The sequence below is a fragment of the Microbacterium sp. NPDC055988 genome (assembly GCF_042269505.1).
Lineage (GTDB): Bacteria > Actinomycetota > Actinomycetes > Actinomycetales > Microbacteriaceae > Microbacterium.
Genome location: NZ_JBHJXY010000001.1, coordinates 3,390,349 through 3,417,339 on the forward strand (window position 1 = coordinate 3,390,349; position 26,991 = coordinate 3,417,339).

A 26,991-nucleotide genomic window follows, 5' to 3' on the forward strand; every position below is an offset into this window, starting at 1 on the left:
CGCAGGCCATCTGCTCCGGTCGATGACGAGACCCCCGTGACTCCGCCTCCGCGGATGCACGGGGGTCTCCGCGTCGGACCGAGGTCGGGCCCTGAGCCCTTCAGAACCGGGGGATGTCGAGTTGCGCGAGCGCGCGGGCCAACGACCGCTGGTCCTGTGTCGGCGTCTGCTGCTGCCGCACCCTGTCGAGAACCTGCGCGCGCCTCTCGGCCCGGCGGGCGACGCGGCGCTCGACCCACGCGGTGAGCGTGTCGGCCAGCCGGAGCAGGCGAACCTCGGTGTGGGTCGGAGCCATCAGATGAAGCGTGGCGCTGGTCATGATTCCTCCTCCATGTCGGCGGCGGGTGCGGATGTCGGGATCGACGGGGTCCCCAGGTCGAAGAGCTCGGTGCGCAGCGACACCCGGCGGACGTCCGGGCCGGTCTGACCCCGATAGCGCTCGATCGAGCGCTCGATGATCGCCTCGAGCTCATCGCGCAGCGCTGATGCCTGCTCCGGAGTGAGGTCGAGGTGTGTGGTCATGATGCTGCCGGCGTCGCGCCACTCCTCGGGCACGTCCACCTGAGAGCGGTTGACGTACGCCATCAGAGTCTCGTGACGCAGGCGGAAGAACTCCGAGTTGACGATCTGGGCGGCGGCGCGGTTTGCGGGCGAGGTCATCTCATCGGGTCCGGGCACATCGATCCGCCCCTTCGGCCGCTCCCACCACCGCTCGCGAGCGGTGCCTCGACCCTCGACCTCTTGGATGAGGTCGTGCGCGGCGAGAGCGCGAAGGTGGTAACTGGTCGACCCCGAGGTCTCCCCCACCAGTGCCGCCAGCGAGCTGGCGGTCTGCGGGCCACGTGCGGCGAGCAGGTCGAAGATCTTCACCCGCAGCGGGTGCGCCAGCGCCTTCAGTGCCCCGGCATCGAGCGTCCGTACCTGCGTCTCGTTGGTCATGTATGCAAAGATACCTTTGCAAAGAGTTCTTTGCAAGCATTTCTTTGCAAAGCACTTGCGGCCGCTTCCGGCGATGACGCGCCTGAGCGACGGAGGTTCCTGAACACGGACCTTCTCGTGGATAGGCTCGGAGGATGACCGACGCCACGAATCCGCTGCTGCAGCCGTCGACCCTCCCCTTCGGACTCCCCGATTACTCGGAGATCCGGCCCGAGCACTATCTCCCGGCGTTCCAGGCCGGATTCGAGGAGCAGCTCCGCGAGGTCGCCCGCATCACGATGGTGCGATCGATGCCGACCTTCGAGAACACCCTCGAGGCACTCGAACGGTCGGGGGAACTTCTCGACCGCGTCGCCCATGCCTTCTACACGGTCAGCTCCGCGGATGCGACGCCCGAGATCCAGGAGATCGACGAGCAGCTCGCACCCCTCATGGCCGCCCACCAGGACGCGATCACCCTGGACGCCCAGCTGTATTGGCGAGTGCAGCAGGTGTTCGAGCAACGGGACGCTCTCGGCCTCGACGTCGAGCAGCGCTATCTCGTGGAGCGCCACCACCGCGAGATGACGCACGCGGGTGCCGGTCTCGACGACAGCGCCAAGGAACGGCTGACCGCGCTGAATCAGAAGCTGTCGACGCTGACCAACACCTTCGAGCGCAACCTCCTGAACGACACGAACGACCTCGCCGTCGTGTTCGACTCCCCCGCCGAACTCGATGGACTCAGCGCCGGCGAGCTGTCGGCCGCAGCACGTGCCGCGACGGACCGCGGACTCGACGGCAATCTCCTCATCACGCTCCCGCTGTTCACCGGACACCCCACCCTGGCCCAGCTGCGCGTCCGGGAATCGCGACGGCGCATCTTGGCCGCTTCCCTCACGCGCGGATCCCGTGACAACGCGAATGACAACCGCCCTGTGCTCCTCGAGATCGTGCGGCTGCGGGCGGAGCGGGCGGCGCTTCTGGGATACGAGTCCCATGCCGCGTATGTGACCGCCGACGAGACGGCCGGGACTCCGGATGCCGTCGAGCGGATGCTACGTCGGCTCGCCGCGCCCTCCGCACGTAACGCGAAGGCCGAGCACGCCGCGCTGCAGGCGATCGTCGACGAGACCGAATCCACGCCGTTCGCCGTGGAGGCCCATGACTGGGCGTACTACACCGAGCGTGTGCGCACGGCCCGGTACGACATCGACACCAGTGCGCTGCGCCCCTGGTTCGAGGCGGAGCGCGTCCTGCAGGACGGTGTCTTCTTCGCCGCGACGCGGCTGTACGGGGTGACGTTCTCAGAACGTCACGACCTCGTGGCCTACCACCCCGGCGCTCGGGTGTTCGAGGTGCGCAATGACGACGGCACCCCCGTCGGCCTGTACGTCCTCGACCTCTATACTCGCGATTCGAAGCGCGGTGGGGCCTGGATGAACGCGATTGTGAGTCAGTCCCGGCTGCGCGGCACCGCGCCCGTCGTCGTCAACAACCTCAATGTGCCACTCCCCGGCGAAGGCGAGCCCACGCTGCTGACCCTCGACGAGGTCACGACGCTGTTCCACGAGTTCGGTCATGCCCTCCACGGACTCTTCGCGACGGTGACCTACCCGCACTTCGCCGGTACCAATGTGTTCCGCGACTTCGTCGAGTTCCCAAGCCAGGTGAACGAGATGTGGATCCTGTGGCCCGAGGTCCTCGACAACTACGCCAGACACCACGAGACCGGCGAACCGCTCGACCCCGCGATCGTCGAGCGCCTGCGCGCGACCGAGACCTTCGATCAGGGCCACGCGACGAGCGAGTATCTGGCCGCCGCCTGGCTGGACCAGGCGTGGCACCGCCTGGGCGTCGACGCGGAGATCGACGACGTGGCCGCGTTCGAGGCCGCCGCTCTCGCCGACATCGGCCTCGACGACCCGGCTGTCCCCACCCGCTACTCATCCACGTACTTCGCGCACGTCTTCTCCGGCGGGTACAGCGCGGGCTATTACTCCTACATCTGGAGCGAGGTGCTCGACGCCGATACGGTCGACTGGTTCCGGGAGAACGGCGGGCTCACCCGCGCCAACGGCGACCGGTTCCGCGCACGCCTGCTCGGTGTCGGCGGCTCGAAGGACCCCCTGGAGGCGTACCGCGACTTCCGCGGTCGGGATGCCGAGATCGAGCCGCTGCTGAAGCGTCGGGGCCTCGGCGGCTGAGGTGCACGGGTGACGGATCCGCTCCGCATCATCGGCGACGCCTTCGACGCCCGTGCAGCACACTACGACGAGAGCGCGATGCACCGTGGGGTCGCCGCGGCAGTGGCCGACTTCGTCACGATCGAAGAGGTGAACCGTGTCGTCGACATCGCGACCGGCACCGGTCTCGTGCTTCGGGAACTCGCCCGCAGGGCCCCCGAGCTGGAGCTGATCGGCGTGGACATCTCTCCGGGGATGCTCGACGTCGCCCGCGAGGCGCTACCCGCCGCAGAGTGGATCGAGGCGGATGCCGCAGACCTCCCTCTCGCCGACTCCTCCGCCGACTTGGTCACGTGCGTGACGGCCCTGCACATCATCCCCGCCGTGGCGCAGTCGGCGGCCGAATGGAGGCGAGTGCTGCGTCCGCGCGGACGCCTCGTCACCGCGACCTTCGCGGGTCCCGTCCCCGAAACCCCTGTCGCACCGCATGGAGCCTCCGCGGCGCCGTACCTGCGTGATCATGAGCCGTATGCCGCCCCGGTTGCTCTGAACGCGTCGTTCGGGAGATTCGGCTTCCGTTTGACCCGGCACGCGGAGTGGAGCGACGGCATCGATACCGTGCTGATCGCCGAGCTGGAGACCGCTCACCCGGATTCCGTGGATGTGGTCCCCGAGTCGTGAGACTCTGAGTGCATGGACGAGGTCCGGCCGTCGCGACCACCGTCTTCGGCTCGTACGACGGGCTGATCGAGGTCAGGCGCTCTTGCGCTTGCGCTCCATCACGATGGTGGGCGGCGCGCCTTCATCGACGGCCGCGCGGGTGACGATGACCTTGGCGACGTCTTCTGCCGAGGGAATCTCGAACATGATCGGGCCGAGGACGTCTTCGAGGATGGCGCGGAGCCCTCGGGCACCGGTCTTGCGTTCGACGGCGAGGTCGGCGATCGAGCGCAGAGCCTCTTCTTCGAACTCGAGCTGGACGCCGTCGATCTCGAACATGCGCTGATACTGCTTCACCAGCGCATTGCGCGGGCCGGTCAGGATGTCGATGAGCGCGGCCTGGTCGAGCGGCGAGACCGAGGTGACGACCGGGAGGCGGCCGATGAACTCGGGGATCAGGCCGAACTTGTGCAGGTCTTCGGGGAGCACCTCGCTGAACAGGTCGAGATCCTTGCCCTTGTCGTGCAGCGGGGCACCGAAGCCGATCCCGTGCTTGCCGACCCGTGCGGACACGATGTCCTCGAGTCCGGCGAACGCTCCCGCGACGATGAACAGCACGTTCGACGTGTCGATCTGCAGGAACTCCTGGTGCGGGTGCTTGCGGCCGCCCTGCGGCGGAACCGACGCGACCGTGCCCTCGATGATCTTCAGCAGCGCCTGCTGCACACCCTCGCCTGACACGTCGCGGGTGATCGACGGGTTCTCGGCCTTGCGGGCGATCTTGTCGACCTCGTCGATGTAGATGATGCCCTGCTCGGCGCGCTTGACGTCGTAGTCTGCGGCCTGGATGAGCTTGAGCAGGATGTTCTCGACATCCTCACCGACATACCCGGCCTCGGTGAGTGCGGTGGCGTCGGCCACGGCGAAGGGCACGTTGAGTCGCTTCGCGAGCGTCTGCGCGAGGTAGGTCTTGCCGCAGCCGGTCGGACCGATGAGCAGGATGTTGCTCTTCGCGATCTCGACCTCTTCAGCCCGCTGCTCGGCGGTCTGCAGCGTGCCGTGCGCCCGGACGCGCTTGTAGTGGTTGTACACGGCGACGGCGAGAGCGCGCTTGGCGGGCTCTTGACCGACGACGTATTCCTCGAGGAACGAGAAGATCTCGCGCGGCTTGGGCAGCTCGAACTCCGCGACACCGTCGCCGGAGGACTCGGCCATCCGCTCCTCGATGATCTCGTTGCAGAGCTCGACGCACTCGTCGCAGATGTACACGCCGGGTCCGGCGATCAGCTGCTGGACCTGCTTCTGACTCTTTCCGCAGAAAGAGCATTTGAACAGGTCAGCGCTTTCACCGATGCGGGCCATGCGCGTCCTCCTATGGGGGATCAGAGATCGTTCTTCGAGCCTAACCGCTGCATACGACACTGGGCCGCATTGGAACGTACTCGGCATCGGGTCGCGACACGTGAGGGGTCGGAAACCGCCGCGACCCGCGGTTCCGGGGCGGCGATTTCCGACCCCTCACGAGATCGGCAGAGGGCTCAGACCATGCTCTTCGTGTGCCAGACCGTCTTCACCTCGGTGAAGGCGCCGATCCGCTCGGGCGAGGCGATGACCTCGCCGGGCGTGAGGACGCGCTTGAGAGTGTCGGCGGCCGCGATCTGCATGTCGACCCAGTCGAGGTCGCCGGCACCGGCCAGGTCCAGGGCGTTCACGTCCTGGTGCGAGGCCAGCCACGGGGCGATCTCCGCGGGCGAACCGGTGAGCACGTTGACGACGCCGCCGGGGACGTCGCTGGTGGCCAGCACCTCGGCGAGGCTGATGGCGGAGAGTGGATGCCGCTCGCTGGCGACCACCACGACCGTGTTGCCCGCCACGAGGGCCGGAGCGACGACCGCAACCAGACCCAGCAGCGCGGAGTCCTGCGGCGCGACGGTCGCCACGACCCCCGTCGGCTCCGGGACCGAGATGTTGAAGTACGGCCCCGAGACCGGGTTCGCGTTCCCCGCGACCTGCGCGTACTTGTCGCACCAGCCCGCGTACCAGACCCAGAGGTCGATGGCGTCGTCCACCTGCGTGGCCGCGGCGGAGGACGAGAGCCCCTCCTGCGCAACGATCTCATCGATGAACTGTGCACGCCGGCCCTCGAGCACCTCGGCGACACGGTAGAGCACCTGGCCGCGGTTGTAGGCGGTCGCTCCGGACCAGCCCTTGACCGCAGCGCGCGCGGCCACCACGGCGTCGCGGGCGTCCTTGCGGGAGCCCTTCGCGGCGTTGGCGAGGAATGCTCCCTTGGGCGTGAGCACCTCGTACGTGCGGCCGGACTCGCTGCGCGGGAAGGCTCCGCCGATCGCCAGCTTGTACGTCTTCGGGACGGTCAGGCGCTTGCTCATGCTGCGGCTCCCTTGAGGTAGGCGGTGAGTCCCTGACGTCCGCCCTCGCGGCCGTACCCGGACTCCTTGTATCCACCGAACGGGCTCGACGGATCGAATCGGTTGAACGTGTTGGCCCAGATCACCCCGGCGCGCAGCCGGTCGGCCACCGCGAGGATGCGGGATCCCTTGTCGGACCAGATGCCCGCCGAGAGCCCGTAGGGCGTGTTGTTCGCCTTCGCGACGGCCTCGGCCGGCGTGCGGAAGGTGAGCACCGAGAGCACCGGGCCGAAGACCTCGTCGCGGGCGATGCGGTGAGAAGCCTCGACACCGGTGAAGATCGTCGGAGCGAACCAGAAACCCTGCTCGGGGATCGCGCAGTCCGCCGTCCAGCGCTCTGCGCCCTCGGCCGCGCCGATGTCGCTCAGCTCGCGAATCCGAGCGAGCTGAGCGGCGGAGTTGATCGCCCCGATGTCGGTGTTCTTGTCGAGCGGGTCGCCGAGGCGCAGCGTCGACAGGCGCGTCTTGAGCCGGTCGACGACCTCGTCGTGGATCGACTCCTGCACCAGCAGGCGGCTCCCCGCGCAGCAGACGTGGCCCTGGTTGAAGAAGATGCCGTTGACGATGCCCTCGACGGCCTGGTCGATCGGGGCGTCATCGAACACGATGTTCGCAGCCTTGCCGCCGAGCTCGAGGGTCACCTTCTTCTTCGTTCCGGCCACGGCGCGCGCGATGTCGCGACCGACGCCGGTCGATCCGGTGAAGGCGACCTTGTCCACATCCGGGTGGCGCACGAGGGCCGAGCCCGTGGCTCCCGCACCGGTGACGATGTTCACGACACCGGCCGGAAGATCCGCCTGCTGCAGGATCTCCGCGAAGATCAGTGCCGTGAGCGGCGTGGTCTCGGCGGGCTTGAGGACGACGGTGTTGCCGGCGGCGAGAGCGGGCGCGATCTTCCACGCGAGCATCAGCAGCGGGAAGTTCCACGGGATGATCTGCCCGGCGACGCCGAGAGCACGGGGGTTCGCTCCGAGCCCGGCGTGATCGAGCTTGTCCGCCCAGCCCGCGTAGTAGAAGAACCAGGAGGCGACGAGCGGCACGTCGACGTCGCGGCTCTCCTTGATCGGCTTCCCGTTGTCGAGGCTCTCGGCGACGGCGAGCTCCCGAGCGCGCTCCTGCACGAGGCGCGCGATGCGGAAGAGATACTTCCCGCGGTCGCGACCGCTCATGCGCGACCAGGTCTTCTCGTAGGCGCGACGCGCAGCCTTGACGGCTCGGTCGACGTCTTCGTCACTCGCGGAGGAGATCTCAGCGATGTGCTTCTCGGTCGCCGGGGAGATCGTGTTGAAGGACGCGCCCGAGCCGTCGACGAACTCGCCGTCGATGAACAGCCCGTAGCTGTCTTTGAGGTTCAGAACGGCAGTGGACTCCGGTGCCGGAGCGTATTCCAGAAATGTCATTTGAATTCCTTGGGTTGCTGAGCCAGTCGAAGCATCAGTCGATCGTGACGTAGTCGGGGCCCGAGTAGTGGCCGGAGCTGAGCTTCTGACGCTGCAGGAGCACATCGTTGAGAAGGCTGGAGGCGCCGAAACGGAACAGGTGCGGCTGGAGCCACTCCTCCCCCACGGTCTCGGTGACCGTGACGAGGTACTTCACGGCGTCCTTCGACGAACGGATACCGCCGGCCGGCTTCACGCCGATCTTCTCGCCCGTGCCACGGTGCCAGTCGCGCACAGTCTCGAGCATCAGCAGCGTCGTCGGAAGGGTCGCGGCCGGCTGCACCTTTCCGGTCGAGGTCTTGATGAAGTCCCCTCCGGCCAGGATGCCGAGCCACGAGGCGCGCTTGATGTTGTCATACGTGTTCAGCTCACCCGTCTCGAGGATCACTTTGAGGGAGGCGTATGAGCCGTCTTCACGGCGGCAGGCCTCCTTCACCTGAGCGATCTGGTCGAACACGAGGCCGTAGCGACCGGAGAGGAAGGCTCCCCGATCGATGACCATGTCGATCTCATCCGCGCCGGCGGCGACCGCCTCAGCGGTGTCGGCGAGCTTGATCGCGAGCGACGCACGGCCGCTCGGGAACGCCGTGGCTACCGCCGCGACCGAGATCAGACCGTCGTCGGGGTCGCCGTGCAGGCTGCCGAGGGCGGTGACCGCGTCGCCCACCATGTCGCCGTACACACACACCGCGGCGACCCGAGGAGTCGACGTGTCGGCGGCATCCGGGGTCTTCGCCTTGGCGACGAGCGAGCGCACCTTGCCGGGGGTGTCCGCACCCTCGAGCGTGGTGAGGTCGATCAGCTTGATGATGGTGTCGAGCGCCCAGGCCTTCGAGGTGGTCTTGATGGAGCGGGTTCCGAGCCCCGCAGCGCGCTGCTCCAGTCCGACGGCGTCGACACCGGGGAGCCCGTGCAGGAAGCGACGGAGGGTGGCGTCGTCCGGCTCACCGCCGAGGACATCCACCGCCGTCCTGCGGCTGATTTCTGTGGTCGTCACTGTTCCTCCAACAATGCTCGTGCTGTGGTCTCATCGGTCACCAGAACGCCGCACAGACCGCTGGTCACGACCGTGCGTGCGATGTCGTGCTTGGCGGGGCCGGCGGTGACGAAGATCGCGTGGGCGGCTCCGCGCAGCCGATCGAGCGATACGCCGACCGTTCGGGCGTCGAGCTGCGAGTCGACGATGTTGCCCTCGGCGTCGACGTAGCGGCCGAGGACATCGCCGACCGCACCGCGACGTGCAAGCTCCTCGACTTCCTCACCCGTGAGGTAGCCGTTCTCGACGTGGGCGGACGAGGCATCGCAGGGTCCCGCGGTGAACAGGAACGCCTGCGCCTCGGCGGCTTCTTCGAGGACCGCCGCGACCGTGCGATCGGACTCGATGGCCTGCTTGGTCTCCACGCGCTCGAGGATCGCCGGGCTCGGCAGCAGCGACACCTGGCCCGAAGCACGCTGAGCGATCGTGACGGCCAACCCGGCCGCACCGCCCGAGCGGCGGTTCAGGCTGACGCCGCCGTTGAGCTGCACGACGGTGACGCCGTTCGCCCAGCCGTCGGGGAGCGCCTCGGCGACGGCACGGAGAGTGCGGCCCCAGCTGACGCCGAGGGTGCGCGGAACCGGCCGCAGTGCGGTCAGGAAGTCGGCGGCAGCCTGTGCGACGCGTTCGAGCGTCCCGTCATCGCCTTCCGGTGCAGGCACGACGACGGCATCCGTGAGGCCGAACCGCTCCACCAGCATCCGCTCGAGACCGAGCCGGCGGGCGCGCGGGTGCACGATCTCGATGCGCACGATCCCGCGCTCCTTGGCCTGGACCAGGAGCCGGCCGACCTTCCAGCGGGAGATCTTGAGGAGTCCGCCGATCTCGTCCTGAGTCTTGTCCTCGTCGTAATAGAGCTCGGCGACGCGAACCATGAGCAGATCGTCTTCCACGGCATCCTCCTTCCTCGTCCAGAGTATGCCGGAATCCGCGTTCGCGCATCCGAATGCTCATATGAGCATTAGCCGCGGAACAAGTGCACATCCGCCGGGGACGAAGAAAGGGCGTCCGTCGTGATGACGGACGCCCTTTCAGGACCGAACGGTCTCAGGCGCGCTTGCGCGTGGTGAGCACCTGGTCGACGATGCCGTACTCGAGGGCCTGCGCGGCGGAGAGGATGTTGTCGCGATCGATGTCGCGGTTCACCTGCTCCGGCGTGCGCTTGGTGTGCCCGGCCAGGGTCTCTTCGAGCCAGGTCCGCATGCGGAGGATCTCCGCGGCCTGGATCTCGATGTCGGAAGCCTGGCCGTGCCCGGCTTCCCCCATCGCGGGCTGGTGGATGAGCACTCGGGCGTTCGGCAGCGCCAGACGCTTGCCGGGCGCTCCGGCCGCGAGCAGCACGGCCGCGGCGGATGCTGCCTGGCCGAGCACGACGGTCTGGATCTGCGGTGCGACGTACTGCATCGTGTCGTAGATCGCCGTCATCGCGGTGAACGAGCCACCGGGCGAGTTGATGTACATCGTGATGTCGCGCTCGGCGTCCTGGCTCTCCAGGACGAGGAGCTGCGCCATGACGTCGTCAGCAGACGCGTCGTCGACCTGCACGCCGAGGAAGATCACGCGGTCTTCGAACAGCTTGTTGTACGGGTCCTGACGCTTGAAGCCGTAGGCCGTACGCTCCTCGAACTGCGGGAGCACGTAGCGGCTGGAGGGCAGGTCACCGGATGAGCGGAAGGTGGGTGTGTACATGAGCGTCCTTTCGCTTTCCGTTACTCGGTGTCCTGGTCGGTTCCGCCGCCGCCGATGACGTCGGAGGCCGATTCGCGGATGTGGTCGACGAAGCCGTACTCGAGCGCTTCTTCGGCGGTGAACCAGCGGTCGCGGTCACCGTCGGCGTTGATCTGCTCGACCGACTTGCCGGTCTGCGCCGCAGTGATCTCGGCGAGGCGGTTCTTCATCGACATGATGAGCTGCGCCTGGGTCTGGATGTCGCTCGACGTACCGCCGAAGCCACCGTGCGGCTGGTGCAGCAGCACTCGGGCGTTGGGCGTGATGTAGCGCTTGCCCTTGGTGCCCGCGGTCAGCAGCAGCTGGCCCATCGATGCGGCCATGCCGATGCCGACGGTGACGATGTCGTTCGGCACGAACTGCATCGTGTCGTAGATCGCCATACCCGCGGTGATCGAGCCACCAGGCGAGTTCACGTAGAGGTAGATGTCTCGCTCGGAGTCCTCTGCGGCGAGAAGAAGGATCTTCGCGCAGATCTCGTTCGCGTTCTCGTCTCGCACCTCCGAGCCGAGCCAGATGATGCGGTCCTTCAGCAACCTGTCGAAGACGCTCGTTGCGAGGAGGGGTTCTGCAGCCATGTCAGCTCCTGATTCCGTGTTTCAGTGATTCGAATCTACCGGCGACGACGCAGCACTCAGGCCGTGTTCGCCGTCGGCATATCAGGTGTCGGTGCCGGCGATCTCGTGGGCGTATGCCGTCATCGAGCGGTGGTACCGCGGGAGGTGCGGCACGAGCGCGAGCAGTGCCACCGAGAGCCCCTGCGCCGGTCGTCCGGCGCTCGCGAGGATGAGGGCATGGACCGTCGCGACGGCGTCGCGATAGGGCCCGTCCGTCGACAGCTCCTCCTCGGCGCGGATCACGGCGAGAGCCTCGTCGTACTCCCCCAGGTTGCGCAGCGAGCTGGCCAGCTGGATCACGCACTGCGGACGGTGCTCCTCGTCGAGCCCCAGCGCGAGCGCGCGCCGGTACAGCTCCACGGCCTCGGCCGGCTTTCCCGCCGAGTCCCGCGCGCCGGCACGTTCGAACTCCGCGCGTGCATCGTCCGACCCGCGCTCGGCGGCCAGGGCGTCGATCCGCGCGATCGTGTCGTCGCCGACCTCTTCGCCCGACGCATCCGTCCAGACCTCGTCGATGCGGTCATCCCACGTCTTCATCACTGCTCTCCCTCGGATGGAAAAGAGGGCGGATGCCGCAGCACCCGCCCTCTTCACTGGATCGTGTCCGATCACTCGGCCTTGTCGGCCGCCTTCTTGGCCGGAGCCTTCTTGGCGGCAGGCTTCTTGGCAGCCGGCTTCTTCTCGGCGGGCTCCTCCGCAGCGTCGGCGTCGGCCTTCTTGGCCGGAGCCTTCTTCGCGGGCGCCTTCTTGGCCGGAGCCTTCTTGGCGGGCTTCTCCTCGGCTTCGCCCTCGCCCTCGGCGGCCTCATCGTCCGTGACGATGAAGTCGGAGAGGTCGACGGCCTTGCCGTTGCTGTCGACGACCTTGACCTTGCCGAGCGCGATGGCGAGAGCCTTGTTGCGGGCGACCTCGCCGACGAGCGCGGGGAGCTGGTTCGAGGACTGCAGCGCCTCGACGAACTCCTGCGGCGCCATGCCGTACTGCGCGGCCGACTGGATCAGGTACTGGCTCAGCTCTTCCTGCGAGACCTGCACGTCGGCCTGCTCGGCGATCGTGTCGAGCAGCACCTGCGTACGGAACTGCTTCTCGCTCGCCTCGGTGACCTCGGCACGGTGCACGTCGTCCTCGAGGCGGCCTTCGCCCTCGAGGTGGTTGTGCACCTCGTCCTCGATGAGCTGCGGCGGGACCGGGATCTCGATCTTCTCGAGCAGCGCCTCGACGAGCTTGTCGCGCGCGGCGGAACCCTGCGTGAAGACGCCCTGCTGCGCGACGCGCTCGGCCAGGCTCTCACGGAGCTCTGCGATGGTGTCGAACTCGCTCGCGATCTGCGCGAAGTCGTCGTCGGCCTCGGGAAGCTCGCGCTCCTTGACGGCCTTGACGGTCACGGAGACCTCGGCCTCGGAACCGGCGTGGTCGCCGCCCACGAGGGCCGAGCGGAACGTGGTGTCCTCACCGGCGGTGAGCGACTCGATCGCGTCGTCGATTCCCTCGAGCAGCTCGCCGGAGCCGATCTCGTAGGAGACGCCCTCGGCGCGGTCGATCTCGGCGCCGTCGATCGTGGCGACCAGGTCGAGCTCGACGAAGTCGCCCTTGGCGGCCGGACGGTCGACCGGGACGAGCGTGCCGAAGCGGGCGCGCATGTTGTCGAGCTCGGCATCCAGTGCGGCCTCGTCGGCCTCGATGGCGTCGACCGTCACGGTGATGTCGTCGTAGGCGGGAAGGTCGATGTCGGGGCGCACGTCCACCTCGATGTCGACGAGCAGGTCTCCGGAGAAGTCCTTCTCGTTCGGCCACTGCGTGATGTCGGCGGCCGGACGGCCGACCACGCGCAGCTTGTGCTCGACCGTGGCGTCACGGAAGAACTTGTCCAGGCCCTCGTTCACCGCGTGCTCGATGACCGCACCGCGGCCGATGCGCTGATCGATGATGGGCGCCGGGACCTTGCCCTTGCGGAAGCCGGGGATCTGCACGTCCTGAGCGATGTGCTCGTAGGCGTGAGCGATGCTGGGCTTGAGGTCGTCCGGGGTGACCGTGATGCTGAGCTTGACCCGGGTCGGGGTCAGCTTCTCGACGGTGCTGTTCGCCATGCTGGTGTGTTCTCCTTGTGATTTCCGCGCGGTATCGCGGCTGTAAGGTCCGTGGGGCCGTGTCGGGGCGACAGGAGTTGAACCTGCGACCTCCCGCTCCCAAAGCGGGCGCTCTACCAAGCTGAGCTACGCCCCGGGGAATCCGCACGCAGATTCAGCCCCACCGAGTCTAACGGACGAGAGCACGCCCGACTGTCCGGTATGATCGATGAGTCCGGAGTTGCGACTCCGGCCCGTCCCCGAGATTCCGCGGGGATCCGGGGCTGTAGCTTAGTGGTAAAGCCTTAGTCTTCCAAACTAATGATGCGGGTTCGATTCCCGTCAGCCCCTCCGGACAAGAAGGCCCTCATCGAATACGGTGGGGGCCTTCTCGCGTGCTCGGTGACCGGTCCAATACGCTGGCAGCACCGACGCACGCAGTCTCCGACCGGAAGGCAAACGAAATGGGCACGACGTGACCGCCCCGCTTCGGCCCGGCCCCGAGACGCACGCACTCCCCCCGACGCGCGGCGCCCACGAGCTTCCGCCGCGCTTCTCTTCGAGTCCGAGCCCCGTCGCGGGCCCCCGGGCGCGCCGACGCCCGCGCCGAGGCCTCGTCATCGGCATCCTCGGGGGCGCGGCAGTGATCGCTGCGCTGGGCATCACGCAGCTGTCCGCGAATCTCGGTTACGACGACACCGCTGACCGACTCGACGACACCCTCCGCACCGCGACGGCGGTGAAGGCGGAAACCGATCACACCCGCGACACGCTGACGCAGGCGACGGATGCCGGCCACGTCATCCTGGACGTGACCGAGGCGCGGATCGCCGTGACGGAAGATGCCGTATCGGCGCTGTCCACCGCCGTCGCCGAGGGCGAGGAGGCAGGAGCTGCCGCGGAGACGCTCGACGCCATCGCATTCCCGTCTCCGGGCGAGAAGCCGGTCTGGTTCTGGGAGCTCTTCGGAGAATCCGCGGAGCTTGCCGATGACGAGAACTCACTCGAGGATCTGGTGCGGGACCTCGAAGCCGCATCCGAGGATGCGGCCGAGGCCGAGGACGCCGTGCAGGAGACCGGATTGGCGGTGATCTCCGCAGCGGCTGAGGCGGCAGCGGGGTTCGAGGCGGCACACCTCTCCGCGCGCAACGACGCCGTGATCGCACTCCGGGACGCCGCGGCGGATGCACTGGCCGTGACGAGCATCGATGGCGACGCGGCGACGACCTATGTCGCGCTGCAGGACGCCGCCGCTCAGATCATCGCGACAGAGTCCGAGGAACTGGCCGAGAAGTCGGGTCCGCTGCAGGGCGCGCGCCTGGAGATCGAGGCGTTCGCCCGTTCCCTCGCACCGGGCGTGCTGCTCGAGTTCGACTGGTCCCCCGTGGTCAACGGCGCGGGCTACAACGGAAGCATGGGCGGGTACACGACCTGGTGGTGGGACGACCCCGGACGCGCGAACATCGAGCTCTCCGACTCGGTGGCCGAGCAGTGGCCGGCGGAGCGGAGCAAGGCACTCGTCGCGCACGAGGTGGGTCACGCGATCAGCGTGAAGTGCCAGGACATGTACGACTCCTCGACGCAGGACAGCATCGAAAAGTGGGCCACCGCGTGGGCCATCAGCATGGGCTACACCGACGATGCCAACGGCGTCTGGGCATACGGATACCCGCCGCAGGAGTACATCGACGCCGCCGCGGGCTGCCGCTGACCACACAGCGCGACCGCGTGACAGAAGAGGCCGCCGTGATCACTCACGGCGGCCTCTTCGATGTCAGGTCGAGGTCACTGCCCCCGACGTTCGCGCAGCTGCGTGAGCGCGTCGTCGAGAAGCTGGACGGCCTCCTCGTCGGTGCGACGCTCCTTCACATACGCGAGGTGCGTCTTGTACGGCTCCGCCTTCGCGAGAGCAGGAGGGTTCTCCTTGTCGCGCCCAGCCGGGAGACCCGACTGCGGGTGATCGATCGTCTCGGGGATCTCCTCTTCCGGGAGCCCTGCGGCGAAGTAGCGCACCGTCTCGTTGCCGAGACCGTCCCAGTACGAGACCGCGATGCGATCGGCGTGATAACCGTGATCCTGCTCGCCCATCGGGCCGGAGCCCACACGGGTGCCGCGGATGGCGTTTCCACCGGTAGCCATCAGATGACCTCGAATTTCGTGATGAGGCCCAGCGCGACGATGGCGACGAACCATGTCAGTGCCAGGACGACGGTGAAGCGGTTGAGGTTGCGCTCCGCGAGACCGGAGGAGCCGACCGCAGAGGTCATGCCGCCACCGAACATGTCGGACAGTCCACCGCCGCGACCTTTGTGCAGGAGGATGAGGAGGGTCAGCAGAACGCTGGTGATGCCCAGCACGACCTGCAGGACGAACTCGAGAATTGCCACGAGAAAGAGCCTTTCGCTGGGGCCGGAACGCCCCCGTAACGGTCAAGTATACGGTGCAGCGGGGCCGCAGCCCCGCTGCACTCACACGCCGACGTGCTTCTCGAAGCGGATGATCGCTGCGAACTCGTCCACGACGAGGCTCGCCCCGCCGACGAGTGCGCCGTCCACATCGGGCTCGCGCATGAAGCTGGCGATGTTCGCCGCCTTGACCGATCCGCCGTACAGGATGCGGGTGCGGGCCGCAGCCTCGTCTCCGAGAACCTTCGCGATGACCGCGCGCAGAGCGGCGCAGACATCCTGCGCCTGCTGCGGCGTCGCGGCCTGTCCGGAGCCGATCGCCCACACAGGCTCGTACGCCACGACGATGTCCGCCTTCGGTGAGACGCCCTGAAGCGCGGCCTCGAGCTGCGACACCGGAACGGCGCTGGCACCGAACTTCTCCAGATCACCCGCGGTCTCGCCGACGCAGATCACCGGCACGAGGCCGTGCTTGAGCGACGCCTGCACCTTGGCCGCCACGACGTCGTCGCCCTCGGCGTGGTACTCACGACGCTCCGAGTGACCGATGATGACGTACTTCGCGTCGAGCTTCGCCAGGAAAGCCCCGGAGACCTCGCCGGTGTATGCACCGGAGTCGTGAGCCGAGACGTCCTGCGCACCGAGTGCGAACGGGATCTTGTCCGCGTCGATGAGCGTCTGGACGCTGCGGATGTCGGTGAAAGGCGGGAAGACCGCGACCTCGACGGATCCGTCCTCGTGCTTCGCATCCTTCAACGTCCAGTGCAGCTTCTGCACGAACGCGACCGCCTGAAGGTGGTCGAGATTCATCTTCCAGTTTCCCGCGATCAGCGGGGTACGGGAGTTCACGCCCATCCGAGGACCTCCAGCCCAGGTAGTTTCTTGCCCTCGAGGAACTCGAGGCTCGCGCCGCCGCCGGTCGAGATGTGACCGAACTGGTCGTCGGTGAATCCGAGCTGACGCACGGCCGCGGCGGAGTCGCCGCCCCCGACGACGCTGAGGCCGTCGACCTCGGTGAGCGCCTGCGCGACGGTCTTGGTGCCGGCCGCGAACGCCGGGAACTCGAACACGCCCATCGGACCGTTCCAGAACACGGTCTTCGACTCGCGGATGACCTCGGCGAAGCGCGCCGCCGTCTCCGGACCGATGTCGAGTCCGATGCCGGAAGCACCGAACGGTGTCGACTCGATCGCGTCTGCCGCGGCCACTTCGTGCGCGGCGTCCGCGCCGAAGGACGCGGCGACGACGACATCGGTGGGGAGCACGAGCTCCACGCCGCGTTCCGCCGCCTCCGCGATGTAACCGCGGACCGTGTCGAGCTGATCCTCTTCCAGCAGGCTGGAGGCCACGGCGTGGCCCTGCGCCTTCAGGAAGGTGAAGAGCATTCCGCCGCCGACGAGGATCTTGTCGACGCGCGGCAGCAGGTGCGAGATGACTCCGAGCTTGTCGCTGACCTTCGAGCCGCCGAGCACCACCGCGTACGGACGCTCAGGCTTCTCGGTCAGACGGTCGAGCACGTCGAGCTCTGCTGCGATCAGCAGACCGGCCGCCGATGGGAGCAGCTCGGCGAGTTCGTAGACGCTCGCCTGCTTGCGGTGCACGACCCCGAATCCGTCGGAGACGAGCACGTCGCCGAGTTCTGCGAGTTCCGCCGCGAAGGCTGCGCGCGTGGCGTCGTCCTTCGAGGTCTCCCCCGCGTTGAACCGCAGGTTCTCGATGACGACGACCCCGCCGTCCTCGAGGGACGACACGGCTTCCTTCGCCGACTCGCCGACCGTATCGCGTGCGAACGCGACCGGAGAACCGAGCAGCTCCGACAGCCGCTGAGCCACCGGCTCCAGGCTGTACTGCGGGTCGGGCGCGCCATCCGGCCGCCCGAGGTGAGAGCACACGACAACGCGGGCGCCCGCGTTGATGAGTGCATTGAGGGTCGGCAACGAGGCGCGGACACGGCCATCGTCCGTGATGATCCCATCCCGCAGGGGGACGTTGAGATCACAACGGACGATGACGCGCTTGCCCTCGAGCGACCCCAGTGTGTCCAGGGTGCGCAGAGTCATGTGTCTGAGCTTAGAGGCGCTCGGCCACGTACTCGGTCAGGTCGACGAGACGGTTGGAGTAGCCCCACTCGTTGTCGTACCAGCTCGAGACCTTGATCAGGTTGCCGCTCACGTTGGTGAGCGTCGAGTCGAAGATCGACGAGTGCGGGTTGTGCACGATGTCGCTCGAGACGATCGGGTCTTCGTTGTACTGCAGGAAGCCGGCGAGACGACCCTCGGCAGCAGCCTTCTTGTACGCCTCGTTGACCTCGTCGACCGTGAGGTTCTCGCGGTCGGTGATCAGGGTGAGGTCGACGATCGAGCCGGTGGGAACCGGCACGCGGTACGACGAGCCGCTCAGCTTGCCCTGGAGCTCCGGGAGCACCTCGCCGATGGCCTTCGCGGCACCGGTCGAAGCAGGGGTGATGTTGATCGCGGCGGCGCGTGCACGACGGAGGTCGCTGTGCGGGCCGTCCTGCAGGTTCTGGTCGGCGGTGTACGCGTGCGCCGTCATCATGAAGCCGCGGTCGATGCCGAACGCGTCGTTGAAGACCTGTGCCAGCGGCGCGAGGCAGTTGGTGGTGCAGGACGCGTTGGAGATGATGTGATCCGTCTCCGGGTTGTACGTGTCCTCGTTCACGCCCATGACGAACGTGCCGTCGACGCCGGTACCGGGAGCCGAGATGAGGACCTTCTTCGCGCCGGCCTCGATGTGCTTCTTGGCGAGCTCGGCCTTGGTGAAGAAGCCGGTCGACTCGATGACGATGTCGACGCCCAACTCGCCCCACGGGAGACCTGCGGGGTCGCGCTCGGCGAACGCCTTGATCTTCTTGCCGTTGACGGTGATGCTCTCGTCGTCGTAGCTGATCTCGGCGTCGAGGACGCCGCCCACCGAGTCGTACTTCAGCAGGTGCGCCAGGGTCTTGTTGTCGGTGAGGTCGTTGACGGCGACGATCTCAAGGTCCGCTCCCTGCGCGAGAGCCGCGCGGAAGTAGTTGCGTCCGATGCGGCCGAAGCCGTTGATACCGATCTTGACAGACACTCAGGTCTCCCTGTTTCTCGTGCGCTGCACACAGCTTTCCAGCATGAGTGAAGCGCGGGGTTTTTTGGCTGAGAGGGCGTCCCGACGAGCCGGGGCCCGTCGGGACGCGACCCGATTACGACAGTACCAGCAGGCCGTTCGTCTGCTTGCGGGCGACCTCGAGGCGCTGAGCGACGTTCTCCCAGTTCGCGATGTTCCACGCGGCCTTGACGTAGTCGGCCTTGACGTTGAGGTAGTCGAGGTAGAACGCGTGCTCCCACATGTCGAGCTGGAAGAGCGGGATCGTGCCCTGCGCCGTGTTCGACTGCTGGTCGAACAGCTGCTGGATGATCAGGCGCGAGCCGATCGAGTCCCAGCTGAGCACGGCCCAGCCGGAGCCCTGGATGCCGGTCGCCGCTGCCGTGAAGTGCGCCTGGAACTTCTCGAACGAGCCGAAGTACTCGTCGATCGCCGCCTTCAGCTCACCCTCGGGCTGGCCTCCGCCGTTCGGCGACAGGTTCGTCCAGAAGATCGAGTGGTTGACGTGACCGCCGAGGTTGAAGGCGAGATCCTTCTCGAGCTTGTTGACGTTCGCGAGGTTGCCGCTCTCACGGGCCTCGGCGAGCTGGTCGAGCGCGGTGTTCGCGCCGGCGACGTACGTCGCGTGGTGCTTGTCATGGTGCAGTTCCATGATCTTGCCGCTGATGTGCGGCTCGAGGGCTGCGAAGTCATAGGGAAGGTCGGGGAGCGTGTAGGTCGCCATATCGCTTTCATCCAATCCGCGCCGCGCCGCGGCGCTTGCCGATCCTCCGCGCCGCCGATGTGCGGCGTAGAGCGGACATCTTTCATCCTACTGACGACAACGCGGGTGCGCCCCGGAACCTTCCGCCTTATGACGCATCGGGGTGTCCGGGTCGGATCAGGCGTTCAGCCCCATGTGCGGGATTCCGAGAACGAACGGACTGAGCGCGAGCTTCCGACGCTCGATGTACATCAGCGAGTCCTGTCGGAGTGCCGCCGGATTCGGGGCACCCGTGACCGCGACCTGCTCCAGGAGGGCGGCCGCAGCGGTCACCGCGTTCTCGGGCGTGGCGGGGAACGAGATCCGATCCGCAAGCGCCCTTCCTCCCACCGGCATCACATGCATGTTGCCGGTGCCCGCCTTGAAGGCGATGCTCAGCGAGGTCTTGCGTCGCGCCGCCCAGCGCTCGGCCCTGGCGAGGGCGTCGTGCGCGGGGTCGGCGTACCAGAGGTGCAGCTGCGCCTCGGAACGCCCTTCCCCGAGCGCCGCCGTCGCCTCGTGGAGTGTCACGATCGTCCGGCTCAGGACGGGAGCCAGAGCCTCGAAGTCGTCGACGAACCGCTCCCCCGGCAGATAGCTGCCGTCGGGGAGCAAGGCGATGTCATCTGCGCGCCACCGGTAGGGAAGCGCGGAGTCGGGTAGCGACTCGAAGTTCCGGTACTCCTCGGCGGCGGCGGCATCCGCATCCGCGACGAGGATCTGGGCGCCGCCGCTGCTCGATGGACGGACGGAGACCTGCCGCTCACCGTCGTACCAGCGCACGAGAGGCCCCTCGGTGATCGTCGGGGCGACGCCGAGGTGGGTGATCGCCTCGCGGATCGCCTCAGCGAAAGGCGTTTCCACCGTCGTCGCACCGAAGTCTGCTCCGCGCCAGTGGAAGACACTCATGCGGGGATTCTCTCAGACGTCGAGCCCGACAGGGACCGCGGCTTCGGTCCCCGGGATGCCCTCCTGCTGGGCGCGCTTGTCGGCCATCGCCAGCAGGCGGCGAATGCGTCCGGCGACGGCATCCTTCGTCAGCGGCGGGTCGGCGTGGTGGCCCAGCTCGTCGAGGCTGGCGTCCCGGTGCGCAAGACGCAGCTCTCCCGCGACCTTGAGGTGATCGGGCACCTCATCGGCCAGGATCTCGAGTGCGCGCTCGACGCGAGCACAGGCGGCGACCGCGGCCTGTGCCGAGCGGCGCAGGTTGGCGTCGTCGAAGTTCACGAGGCGGTTGACCCCCGCTCGGACCTCGCGGCGCTGACGGAGTTCCTCCCACGCGATGGCGGTCTTCTGCGCGCCCATCTCGTTGAGGATGGTGCGGATCGCCTCTCCCTCACGCACGACGACGCGCGGCATGCCGCGCACCTCGCGCGCCTTGGCGGCCACGCCGAGCCGGTGCGCCGCACCGACGAGCGCCATCGCGGCCTCGGACGACGGGCAGACGACCTCGAGCATCGCCGAGCGGCCCGGCTCGCTCAGGGTGCCGGCGGCGAGGAACGCACCTCGCCACAGACCGGCGACCTCGGCCCGGGAGCCGGTCGTGAGACGGTTCGGCAACCCGCGCACGGGGCGCCGCCGCTGGTCGAGGAGCCCCGTCTGACGGGCGAGCGTCTCGCCCTGCGCGATCACCCGCACGGCCCACCGGGCACCGTCGTTCGCGGTGCTCGACTGCACCTGCGCGATCTCGGGGCGCACGCCGTAGATCTCGGCGAGGTCACGCGCGACGCGGCGCGCGAGCGTCTCGGCATCCACCTCGGCCTCCACGGCCACACGGCCGGCGATCGAATGCAGACCACCGGCGAACCGGAGGATCGCGGTGACCTCCGCAACTCGCACCGTCGGGGGTGCATTGCGGATGCTGACCAGCTCGGCCTTGACGTCGGTGGTTAGTGCCACGACACTCCTTCACGTTCACGCGCCGGGTCGCGGCGCAAACGTCCAGCTTACTCGGCCGGGCGGGCCCCTATTCTCGGCCGAGATCGCGGTGGCGGACGCTGACCGCGACGCCCGGAATCGCGGAGAGTCGGCGTGCCAGCTCCTCCGACATCGCAACCGAACGGTGCTTTCCGCCCGTGCAGCCGATCGCGATCGTGGAATGGCTCTTGTTCTCCCGCTGGTAGCCCTCGAGGACCGGGACGAGCGCGGTCGAGTAGGCATCCAGGAACTCCATCGCCCCCGGGCGGGAGAGAACGTACTCTCGGACCGTCTCGTCTTGCCCGGTCAAGCCGCGGAGATCTTCGTTCCAGAACGGGTTGGGAAGAAACCGCATGTCGGCGACGATGTCGACGTCTGTCGGCAGACCGTACTTGAAACCGAAGCTGAGGAGCGTCACCCGGTGACGTGCCTCGCCCTCCTCGGAGAAGATGTCGGAGACCTGCGTCGCCAGTTGATGGATGTTGAGCGTCGAGGTGTCGATGACCAGGTCGGCAGCCTCGCGGATGGGCGCGAGCCTGGTGCGCTCGATACGGATGCCGTCGAGCAGCGTCCCTTCCCCCTGGAGCGGATGCGGGCGACGAACGGACTCGAAGCGCCGCACGAGCACGTCGTCGGACGCATCGAGGAACAGCACGCGGACGGACCCGCGGGAGCGGAGAGCGCGCGCGACGCCGGGGAAGTCGTCGAAGAGGTTGCGTCCACGGACATCGACCACGGCAGCGACCTTCGGGAGGGCATTGCCTCCCATATCGGTCAGCTCCAGCAGCGGCCGGAGAATCTGTGGCGGCAGGTTGTCGACGACATACCAGCCGAGATCCTCGAGCGCATTCGCCACCGTCGTCCGGCCCGCGCCGGACATTCCTGTGACGATGAGGAATTCGCCCTTTTCCTCGTCAGACATTGCTCAGTGCTCCCTCTCCCCCTCGGCCTCCAGCCTAGCGAGTGGACAGGTGCGAATGAATGTTCTGCGCGAGCACCGGTCCGATTCCCTGTACCTCTTCGATCTGCCCCGGTTCGGCCGCACGGAGCGCCGTCACCGAGCCGAAGTGCTTGAGCAGGACCTTGATGCGGGAGGCGCCGAGCCCTGGGACCTCGGCGAGCACGGAGGAGATGTCGTTGCGGCGTCGCTTGCGCTGGTGCGTGATCGCGAATCGATGCGCCTCATCACGAAGACGCTGCAGCAGATAGAGGGCCTCGCTCGTGCGCGGCAGGATCACCGGGAAGTCGTCGCCGGGGAGCCAGACCTCTTCCAGCCGCTTCGCGATGCCGCACACCGCGATCTCGGTGTGACCGGCGTCGCGGAGCGCACGGGCCGCCGCTTCCACCTGCGGTTGCCCTCCGTCGACGAGCAGGAGCTGCGGCGGGTACGCGAATCGCGGCTTCCGTCGTGCAGTGACCTCGCCCACGTCTTCCGCCACGACACCGTCGGTCGTCGGATCGATGACCTCCGGTTCCTCGGGACGATCCAGGTAGGCGAGTCGACGACGCAGCACCTGGTACATCGAGTCGGTGTCATCCGTCGTCTCGGCGATGTTGAACGACCGGTACTGGTCCTTGCGAGGAAGGCCGTCTTCGAACACGACCATCGATGCCACGACGTTCGTTCCGCCGAGGTGCGAGATGTCGAAGCACTCGATGCGCAGAGGGGCCTCGGACATCCCCAGGGCTTCCTGCAGGTCGGTGAGCGCCTGCGTGCGGGCGACATAATCGCTCGTGCGCCGGGTCTTGTACCGGATCAGCGCCTGCTGCGCATTCAACGTCGCCGTGCGCATGAGGTCGGCCCGCTGGCCACGCTGCGCGACCGCGATCTCGACCTTCTTTCCGCGACGTTCGCGCAGCCACACCTCGAGTTCGGCAGCATCGTCGGGCAGGGTCGGGACGAGGATGCGGCGAGGGACGTCCTGCGCCTCGCCGTACGCCTGCTGCAGCACCTGTTCGACGAGATCACCGCTGGAGATGTCGATCTCCTTCTCGATGGTGAGCGCACGCACACCGCGGACCCTGCCACCGCGGATCACGAAGTGCTGCACCGCGGCGGCCAACTCGTCCTCGGCGATGCCGAAGAGGTCGGCGTCCTCGTCGGACGGAAGCACGAGTGCGCTCTTGCCCAGCACCGCTTCGATCGCCGAGAGCTTGTCACGATATTTCGCCGCCGCCTCGTAGTCCATCGCCGCCGAAGCTGCCAGCATCCGTTTGGTGAGTTCCCGGGTGAAACGCTCGTCACCGCCGGCCATGAACGCCACGAAGTCATCGACCATGGCGCGGTGCTCCTCGATGCTCACCGTCATCGAGCACGGGCCCCCGCACTTGCCGATCTGCCCGGGGAAACAGGGTCTTCCGGTCTGCATCGCGCGCTTGTAGCTGGAGTCGCTGCAGGTGCGGATCGGGAACGCCTTGATCATCAGATCGATCGTCTCGTGCACCGCCCACACCTTCGGGAACGGGCCGAAGTACCGCGCACCGGGGATCTTGCGATTGCGCGTGACGATCACCCTGGGCGCTTCATCGGCGAGCGTCACCGCCATGAAGGGGTACGACTTGTCGTCCTTGTAGCGCACGTTGAACGGCGGATCGAACTCCTTGATCCACATGTACTCCAGCTGCAGCGAGTCGACGTCGGTCGGGACGACCGTCCACTCGACGGACGCCGCCGTCGTGACCATTCGCCGAGTGCGCTCGTGGAGCGTGCGCAGCGGGGCGAAGTAGTTCGACAACCGTTGACGCAGGTTCTTCGCCTTGCCGACATAAAGCACCCGGCCGGAAGCATCACGGAAGCGATACACGCCGGGATCGGTCGGGATCTCCCCCGTCCGCGGCTTGTACGGCAGCACGTCGGCCATCAGCTGGCCTTCCGCGCGGAGCGCCCCTCACCCAGGATCTCGCCGAGGAACAGCCCGGTGTGGCTCGCCTCGACGCGTGCGATCTGTTCCGGGGTGCCCGTGGCGACGATCTGGCCACCGCCGGAACCGCCCTCGGGGCCGAGATCGATCACCCAGTCGGCCGACTTGATCACATCGAGGTTGTGCTCGATGACGATCACGGTGTTGCCCTTGTCGACCAGTCCGTTCAGAACCTCGAGGAGCTTCCGCACGTCTTCGAAGTGCAGACCCGTGGTCGGCTCGTCGAGCACGTAGATGCTGCGTCCGTTGCTGCGCCGCTGGAGTTCGGTGGCGAGCTTGACGCGCTGCGCCTCTCCGCCCGAGAGCGTCGTGGCCGACTGTCCGAGTCGGACGTAGCCCAGCCCGACGTCGACGAGCGTCTTCATGTAGCGGTGGATCGCCTGGATCGGCTCGAAGAACTCCGCGGCCTCCTCGATCGGCATCTCGAGCACCTCGGCGATGTTCTTGCCCTTGTAGTGCACGGCGAGGGTGTCGCGGTTGTACCGCTTGCCGTGGCAGACCTCGCAGTCGACGTACACATCGGGCAGGAAGTTCATCTCGATCTTGATCGTGCCGTCGCCGGAGCACGCCTCGCAGCGGCCACCCTTGACGTTGAAGCTGAAGCGACCGGGCTGATAGCCGCGGACCTTCGCCTCCGGTGTCTCGCTGAAGAGTGTGCGGATGCGATCGAACACCCCCGTGTACGTGGCGGGGTTCGAGCGCGGGGTGCGGCCGATCGGCGCCTGGTCGACGTGCACGACCTTGTCGAGGTTGTCGAGTCCGGTGACGCGCGTGTGCTTGCCGGGGACCGTGCGAGCGCCGTTCAACCGCGACGCGAGCACCTGGTACAGGATGTCGTTCACGAGCGAGGACTTGCCGGAGCCGCTGACCCCGGTGACGGCGGTGAGCACACCCAGGGGGAAGTCGGCCGTGACATTGCGGAGGTTGTTGGCCCGAGCCCCGACCACGCTCAGCATCCGCTTCTTGTCGATCTTGCGGCGCTTGGTCGGCATGGGGATCTCGCGGCGACCGGAGAGGTACTCCCCCGTCATCGAGTCGCTGTCGTCGAGCAGAGCCGAATACGGCCCCGAATGCACGACCTCGCCGCCGTTGACGCCGGCGCCCGGGCCGATGTCGACCACCCAGTCGGCCGCTTCGATGGTCTCTTCGTCGTGCTCGACGACGATCAGCGTGTTGCCGAGGTCGCGCAGCGTGAGCAGCGTCTCGATGAGGCGTCGGTTGTCGCGCTGGTGGAGTCCGATCGACGGCTCGTCGAGCACGTAGAGGACGCCGGTCAGACCGGAGCCGATCTGCGTGGCCAGGCGGATGCGCTGAGCCTCTCCACCGGAAAGGGAACCCGCGGAGCGGCTGAGGTTGAGGTAGGAGAGCCCGACCTGCAGCAGGAAGTCGAGCCGCAGACGGATCTCGCGCAGCACCTGGGCGGCGATCTTCGCTTCACGATCGGTGAGGGTGAGCGTCTCCATGAACGCGCGGGCGTCGGCGAGGCTGAGGTGCGAGACCTCGGCGATGGAGTGGCCGTGCACCTGCACAGCCAGCACCTCGGGCTTGAGGCGATTGCCGTCGCAGACCGGGCACGGCACCTCGCGGAGGTACTCGCCCCACCGGCTGCGCTGGTTGTCGGACTCGGCCTGGAGGTACTGCCTCTCGATGTAGGGCACCACGCCCTCGAACCCCGACGCGTAGCGCATCTCGCGCCCGTAGCGGTTCTTCCACTTGACGGTCACCTTGTAGTTCTCGCCGCGCAGGATCGCGTTCTGCACCTCGGAGTGCAGCTTGCGCCACGGGGTGTCCAGCGAGAAGTCCAGATCACGGGAGAGCCCCTCGAGCAGGCGCTCGTAGTACTGGAACAGCCCCTTGCCCTGGGTGGTCCAGGGGATGATGACCCCCTCGCGGATCGAGAGGTCTTCGTCCCCCAGCATCAGGTCGACGTCGACCGACATGCGGGTGCCGAGCCCGGAGCACGCCGGGCATGCACCGAACGGCGCGTTGAACGAGAACGTGCGCGGTTCGATCTCGGTGAGCGTGAGAGCATGCCCGTTCGGGCAGGCCAGCTTCTCGGAGAACGTCTGCCATGCGTCGTCGCCTTCGCCGTCGACGTAGTTGATCTGCACCACTCCGCCGGCGAGCCCGAGCGCCGTCTCGACCGAATCGGTCACGCGGCCGAGGATGTCATCAGACGCAACGAGCCGGTCGACGACCACCGCGATGTCGTGCTTGTAGCTCTTCTTGAGCGTCGGCGGCTCGGCGAGTTGGACGAGCTCGCCGTCGACGATGGCACGCGAATAGCCCTTCGCGCCGAGTTCGCGGAACAGGTCGACGAACTCGCCCTTCTTCTGGGAGACGATGGGCGCGACCACCTGGTAGCGCGTGCGCTCCGGAAGCTCCATGAGCTGATCGGCGATCTGCTGCACGGTCTGACGCTGGATGCGCTCACCGCACTCGGGGCAGTGCGGGATGCCGATGCGCGCCCAGAGCAGACGCATGTAGTCGTAGATCTCGGTGATGGTGCCGACGGTCGACCGCGGGTTGCGGTTGGTCGACTTCTGGTCGATGGAGACGGCTGGGCTGAGTCCCTCGATGAAGTCGACGTCGGGCCGGTCGACCTGACCGAGGAACTGGCGCGCGTACGCGCTCAGCGATTCGACGTAGCGACGCTGCCCTTCGGCGAAGATCGTGTCGAACGCGAGACTCGACTTGCCCGACCCGGACAGGCCGGTGAACACGACCAGTGAGTCGCGCGGGATGTCGATGTCGACGTTCTTGAGATTGTGGACGCGGGCACCGCGGACACTGAGTTTTCCTGGGGAAGCAACGGGGACGATGGGCAC

25 protein-coding genes and 2 tRNA genes are annotated in these 26,991 nt (G+C 67.4%); 4 read left to right on the top strand and 23 right to left on the bottom strand.

The annotated features are described in order from the left end of the window. Nucleotides 1-100: 100 nt before the first annotated feature. Both ACFC14_RS16280 and ACFC14_RS16285 read right to left on the bottom strand, forming a co-directional pair. Nucleotides 101-319, bottom strand: a complete 219-nt coding sequence (locus tag ACFC14_RS16280) for a hypothetical protein (protein ID WP_376106660.1) — start codon at nt 317-319, stop codon at nt 101-103. Continuing rightward, entirely contained in the window at nt 316-939 is a 624-nt protein-coding gene (locus ACFC14_RS16285; protein WP_376106663.1) for an ArsR/SmtB family transcription factor, read from the bottom strand. Before ACFC14_RS16285 ends, ACFC14_RS16280 begins: the two co-directional genes overlap by 4 nt. 134 nt (nt 940-1,073) lie before the next feature. Here ACFC14_RS16285 and ACFC14_RS16290 point away from each other — a divergent pair, with 134 nt between their 5' ends. Together ACFC14_RS16290 and ACFC14_RS16295 are read left to right on the top strand one after the other, a co-directional pair. Beyond that, complete coding sequence (locus ACFC14_RS16290) at nt 1,074-3,125, top strand: M3 family metallopeptidase (protein WP_376106666.1); 2,052 nt, start codon at nt 1,074-1,076, stop codon at nt 3,123-3,125. Between the two features lie 9 nt (nt 3,126-3,134). Beyond that, nucleotides 3,135-3,785: a class I SAM-dependent methyltransferase gene (locus tag ACFC14_RS16295; RefSeq protein ID WP_376106669.1), complete on the top strand. Its 651-nt coding sequence runs from the start codon at nt 3,135-3,137 to the stop codon at nt 3,783-3,785. Nucleotides 3,786-3,857: 72 nt separating this feature from the next. Here ACFC14_RS16295 and clpX read toward each other — a convergent pair whose 3' ends face one another. The 10 genes from clpX to ACFC14_RS16345 all read right to left on the bottom strand — a co-directional run bounded on the left by clpX (nt 3,858) and on the right by ACFC14_RS16345 (nt 13,236). Continuing rightward, nucleotides 3,858-5,126 (bottom strand): ATP-dependent Clp protease ATP-binding subunit ClpX, encoded by a 1,269-nt coding sequence (clpX, locus tag ACFC14_RS16300; RefSeq protein WP_136042123.1) that lies wholly within the window; start codon nt 5,124-5,126, stop codon nt 3,858-3,860. A 176-nt stretch (nt 5,127-5,302) separates the two neighbouring features. Continuing rightward, the gene (locus ACFC14_RS16305) at nt 5,303-6,154 is read right to left on the bottom strand and encodes an aldehyde dehydrogenase family protein (RefSeq protein WP_376106672.1); all 852 of its coding nucleotides are present in this window, start codon (nt 6,152-6,154) and stop codon (nt 5,303-5,305) included. Beyond that, nucleotides 6,151-7,593, bottom strand: coding sequence for an aldehyde dehydrogenase family protein (locus ACFC14_RS16310; RefSeq protein WP_376106675.1), 1,443 nt, complete (start codon nt 7,591-7,593; stop codon nt 6,151-6,153). Before ACFC14_RS16310 ends, ACFC14_RS16305 begins: the two co-directional genes overlap by 4 nt. Before the next feature lie 34 nt (nt 7,594-7,627). Beyond that, a complete protein-coding gene (gene deoC, locus ACFC14_RS16315; protein WP_376106678.1) occupies nt 7,628-8,629 on the bottom strand; it encodes a deoxyribose-phosphate aldolase in 1,002 nt (333 codons plus the stop codon). Next, the gene (locus ACFC14_RS16320; protein WP_376106681.1) at nt 8,626-9,561 is read right to left on the bottom strand and encodes a sugar-binding transcriptional regulator; all 936 of its coding nucleotides are present in this window, start codon (nt 9,559-9,561) and stop codon (nt 8,626-8,628) included. The genes deoC and ACFC14_RS16320 overlap by 4 nt, the downstream gene beginning before the upstream one ends. A 154-nt stretch (nt 9,562-9,715) precedes the next feature. Beyond that, entirely contained in the window at nt 9,716-10,357 is a 642-nt protein-coding gene (locus ACFC14_RS16325) for an ATP-dependent Clp protease proteolytic subunit (RefSeq protein ID WP_376106684.1), read from the bottom strand. 20 nt (nt 10,358-10,377) lie between these two features. Then, complete coding sequence (locus ACFC14_RS16330; protein ID WP_017830295.1) at nt 10,378-10,974, bottom strand: ATP-dependent Clp protease proteolytic subunit; 597 nt, start codon at nt 10,972-10,974, stop codon at nt 10,378-10,380. A gap of 81 nt (nt 10,975-11,055) precedes the next feature. Further along, nucleotides 11,056-11,550, bottom strand: a complete 495-nt coding sequence (locus ACFC14_RS16335) for a tetratricopeptide repeat protein (RefSeq protein ID WP_376106687.1) — start codon at nt 11,548-11,550, stop codon at nt 11,056-11,058. Between the two features lie 71 nt (nt 11,551-11,621). After that, nucleotides 11,622-13,100, bottom strand: coding sequence for a trigger factor (gene tig, locus ACFC14_RS16340; RefSeq protein WP_376106690.1), 1,479 nt, complete (start codon nt 13,098-13,100; stop codon nt 11,622-11,624). Nucleotides 13,101-13,162: 62 nt separating this feature from the next. Next, nucleotides 13,163-13,236, bottom strand: a tRNA-Pro gene (locus ACFC14_RS16345). Nucleotides 13,237-13,359: 123 nt separating this feature from the next. Here ACFC14_RS16345 and ACFC14_RS16350 point away from each other — a divergent pair. Then, nucleotides 13,360-13,430: transfer RNA gene (locus ACFC14_RS16350), tRNA-Gly, on the top strand. Nucleotides 13,431-13,554: 124 nt separating this feature from the next. Continuing rightward, nucleotides 13,555-14,790, top strand: a complete 1,236-nt coding sequence (locus ACFC14_RS16355) for a hypothetical protein (RefSeq protein ID WP_376106693.1) — start codon at nt 13,555-13,557, stop codon at nt 14,788-14,790. Between the two features lie 74 nt (nt 14,791-14,864). On the opposite strand, the gene ACFC14_RS16360 is transcribed toward ACFC14_RS16355, so the two are convergent. From ACFC14_RS16360 to uvrA, 11 genes are all read right to left on the bottom strand, one after another. After that, a complete protein-coding gene (locus tag ACFC14_RS16360) occupies nt 14,865-15,218 on the bottom strand; it encodes an RNA polymerase-binding protein RbpA (RefSeq protein ID WP_017830291.1) in 354 nt (117 codons plus the stop codon). Then, the gene (gene secG, locus ACFC14_RS16365; protein ID WP_029261623.1) at nt 15,218-15,466 is read right to left on the bottom strand and encodes a preprotein translocase subunit SecG; all 249 of its coding nucleotides are present in this window, start codon (nt 15,464-15,466) and stop codon (nt 15,218-15,220) included. Before secG ends, ACFC14_RS16360 begins: the two co-directional genes overlap by 1 nt. 81 nt (nt 15,467-15,547) lie before the next feature. After that, nucleotides 15,548-16,339, bottom strand: a complete 792-nt coding sequence (gene tpiA / locus ACFC14_RS16370) for a triose-phosphate isomerase (protein WP_136042130.1) — start codon at nt 16,337-16,339, stop codon at nt 15,548-15,550. Further along, the gene (locus ACFC14_RS16375) at nt 16,330-17,544 is read right to left on the bottom strand and encodes a phosphoglycerate kinase (RefSeq protein WP_376106697.1); all 1,215 of its coding nucleotides are present in this window, start codon (nt 17,542-17,544) and stop codon (nt 16,330-16,332) included. Before ACFC14_RS16375 ends, tpiA begins: the two co-directional genes overlap by 10 nt. A 10-nt stretch (nt 17,545-17,554) precedes the next feature. Beyond that, complete coding sequence (gap, locus tag ACFC14_RS16380) at nt 17,555-18,565, bottom strand: type I glyceraldehyde-3-phosphate dehydrogenase (RefSeq protein ID WP_136042132.1); 1,011 nt, start codon at nt 18,563-18,565, stop codon at nt 17,555-17,557. 115 nt (nt 18,566-18,680) lie between these two features. Next, nucleotides 18,681-19,307 (bottom strand): superoxide dismutase, encoded by a 627-nt coding sequence (locus ACFC14_RS16385; RefSeq protein WP_029261619.1) that lies wholly within the window; start codon nt 19,305-19,307, stop codon nt 18,681-18,683. Between the two features lie 156 nt (nt 19,308-19,463). Further along, nucleotides 19,464-20,234: a hypothetical protein gene (locus tag ACFC14_RS16390; protein ID WP_376106702.1), complete on the bottom strand. Its 771-nt coding sequence runs from the start codon at nt 20,232-20,234 to the stop codon at nt 19,464-19,466. A gap of 12 nt (nt 20,235-20,246) precedes the next feature. Beyond that, a complete protein-coding gene (gene whiA / locus ACFC14_RS16395; RefSeq protein ID WP_017202788.1) occupies nt 20,247-21,224 on the bottom strand; it encodes a DNA-binding protein WhiA in 978 nt (325 codons plus the stop codon). A gap of 67 nt (nt 21,225-21,291) precedes the next feature. Beyond that, nucleotides 21,292-22,164, bottom strand: coding sequence for an RNase adapter RapZ (rapZ, locus tag ACFC14_RS16400; protein ID WP_376106705.1), 873 nt, complete (start codon nt 22,162-22,164; stop codon nt 21,292-21,294). A 34-nt stretch (nt 22,165-22,198) separates the two neighbouring features. Next, nucleotides 22,199-24,103, bottom strand: coding sequence for an excinuclease ABC subunit UvrC (uvrC, locus tag ACFC14_RS16405; RefSeq protein WP_376106708.1), 1,905 nt, complete (start codon nt 24,101-24,103; stop codon nt 22,199-22,201). Beyond that, the gene (gene uvrA / locus ACFC14_RS16410) at nt 24,103-26,991 is read right to left on the bottom strand and encodes an excinuclease ABC subunit UvrA (protein WP_376106710.1); all 2,889 of its coding nucleotides are present in this window, start codon (nt 26,989-26,991) and stop codon (nt 24,103-24,105) included. Before uvrA ends, uvrC begins: the two co-directional genes overlap by 1 nt.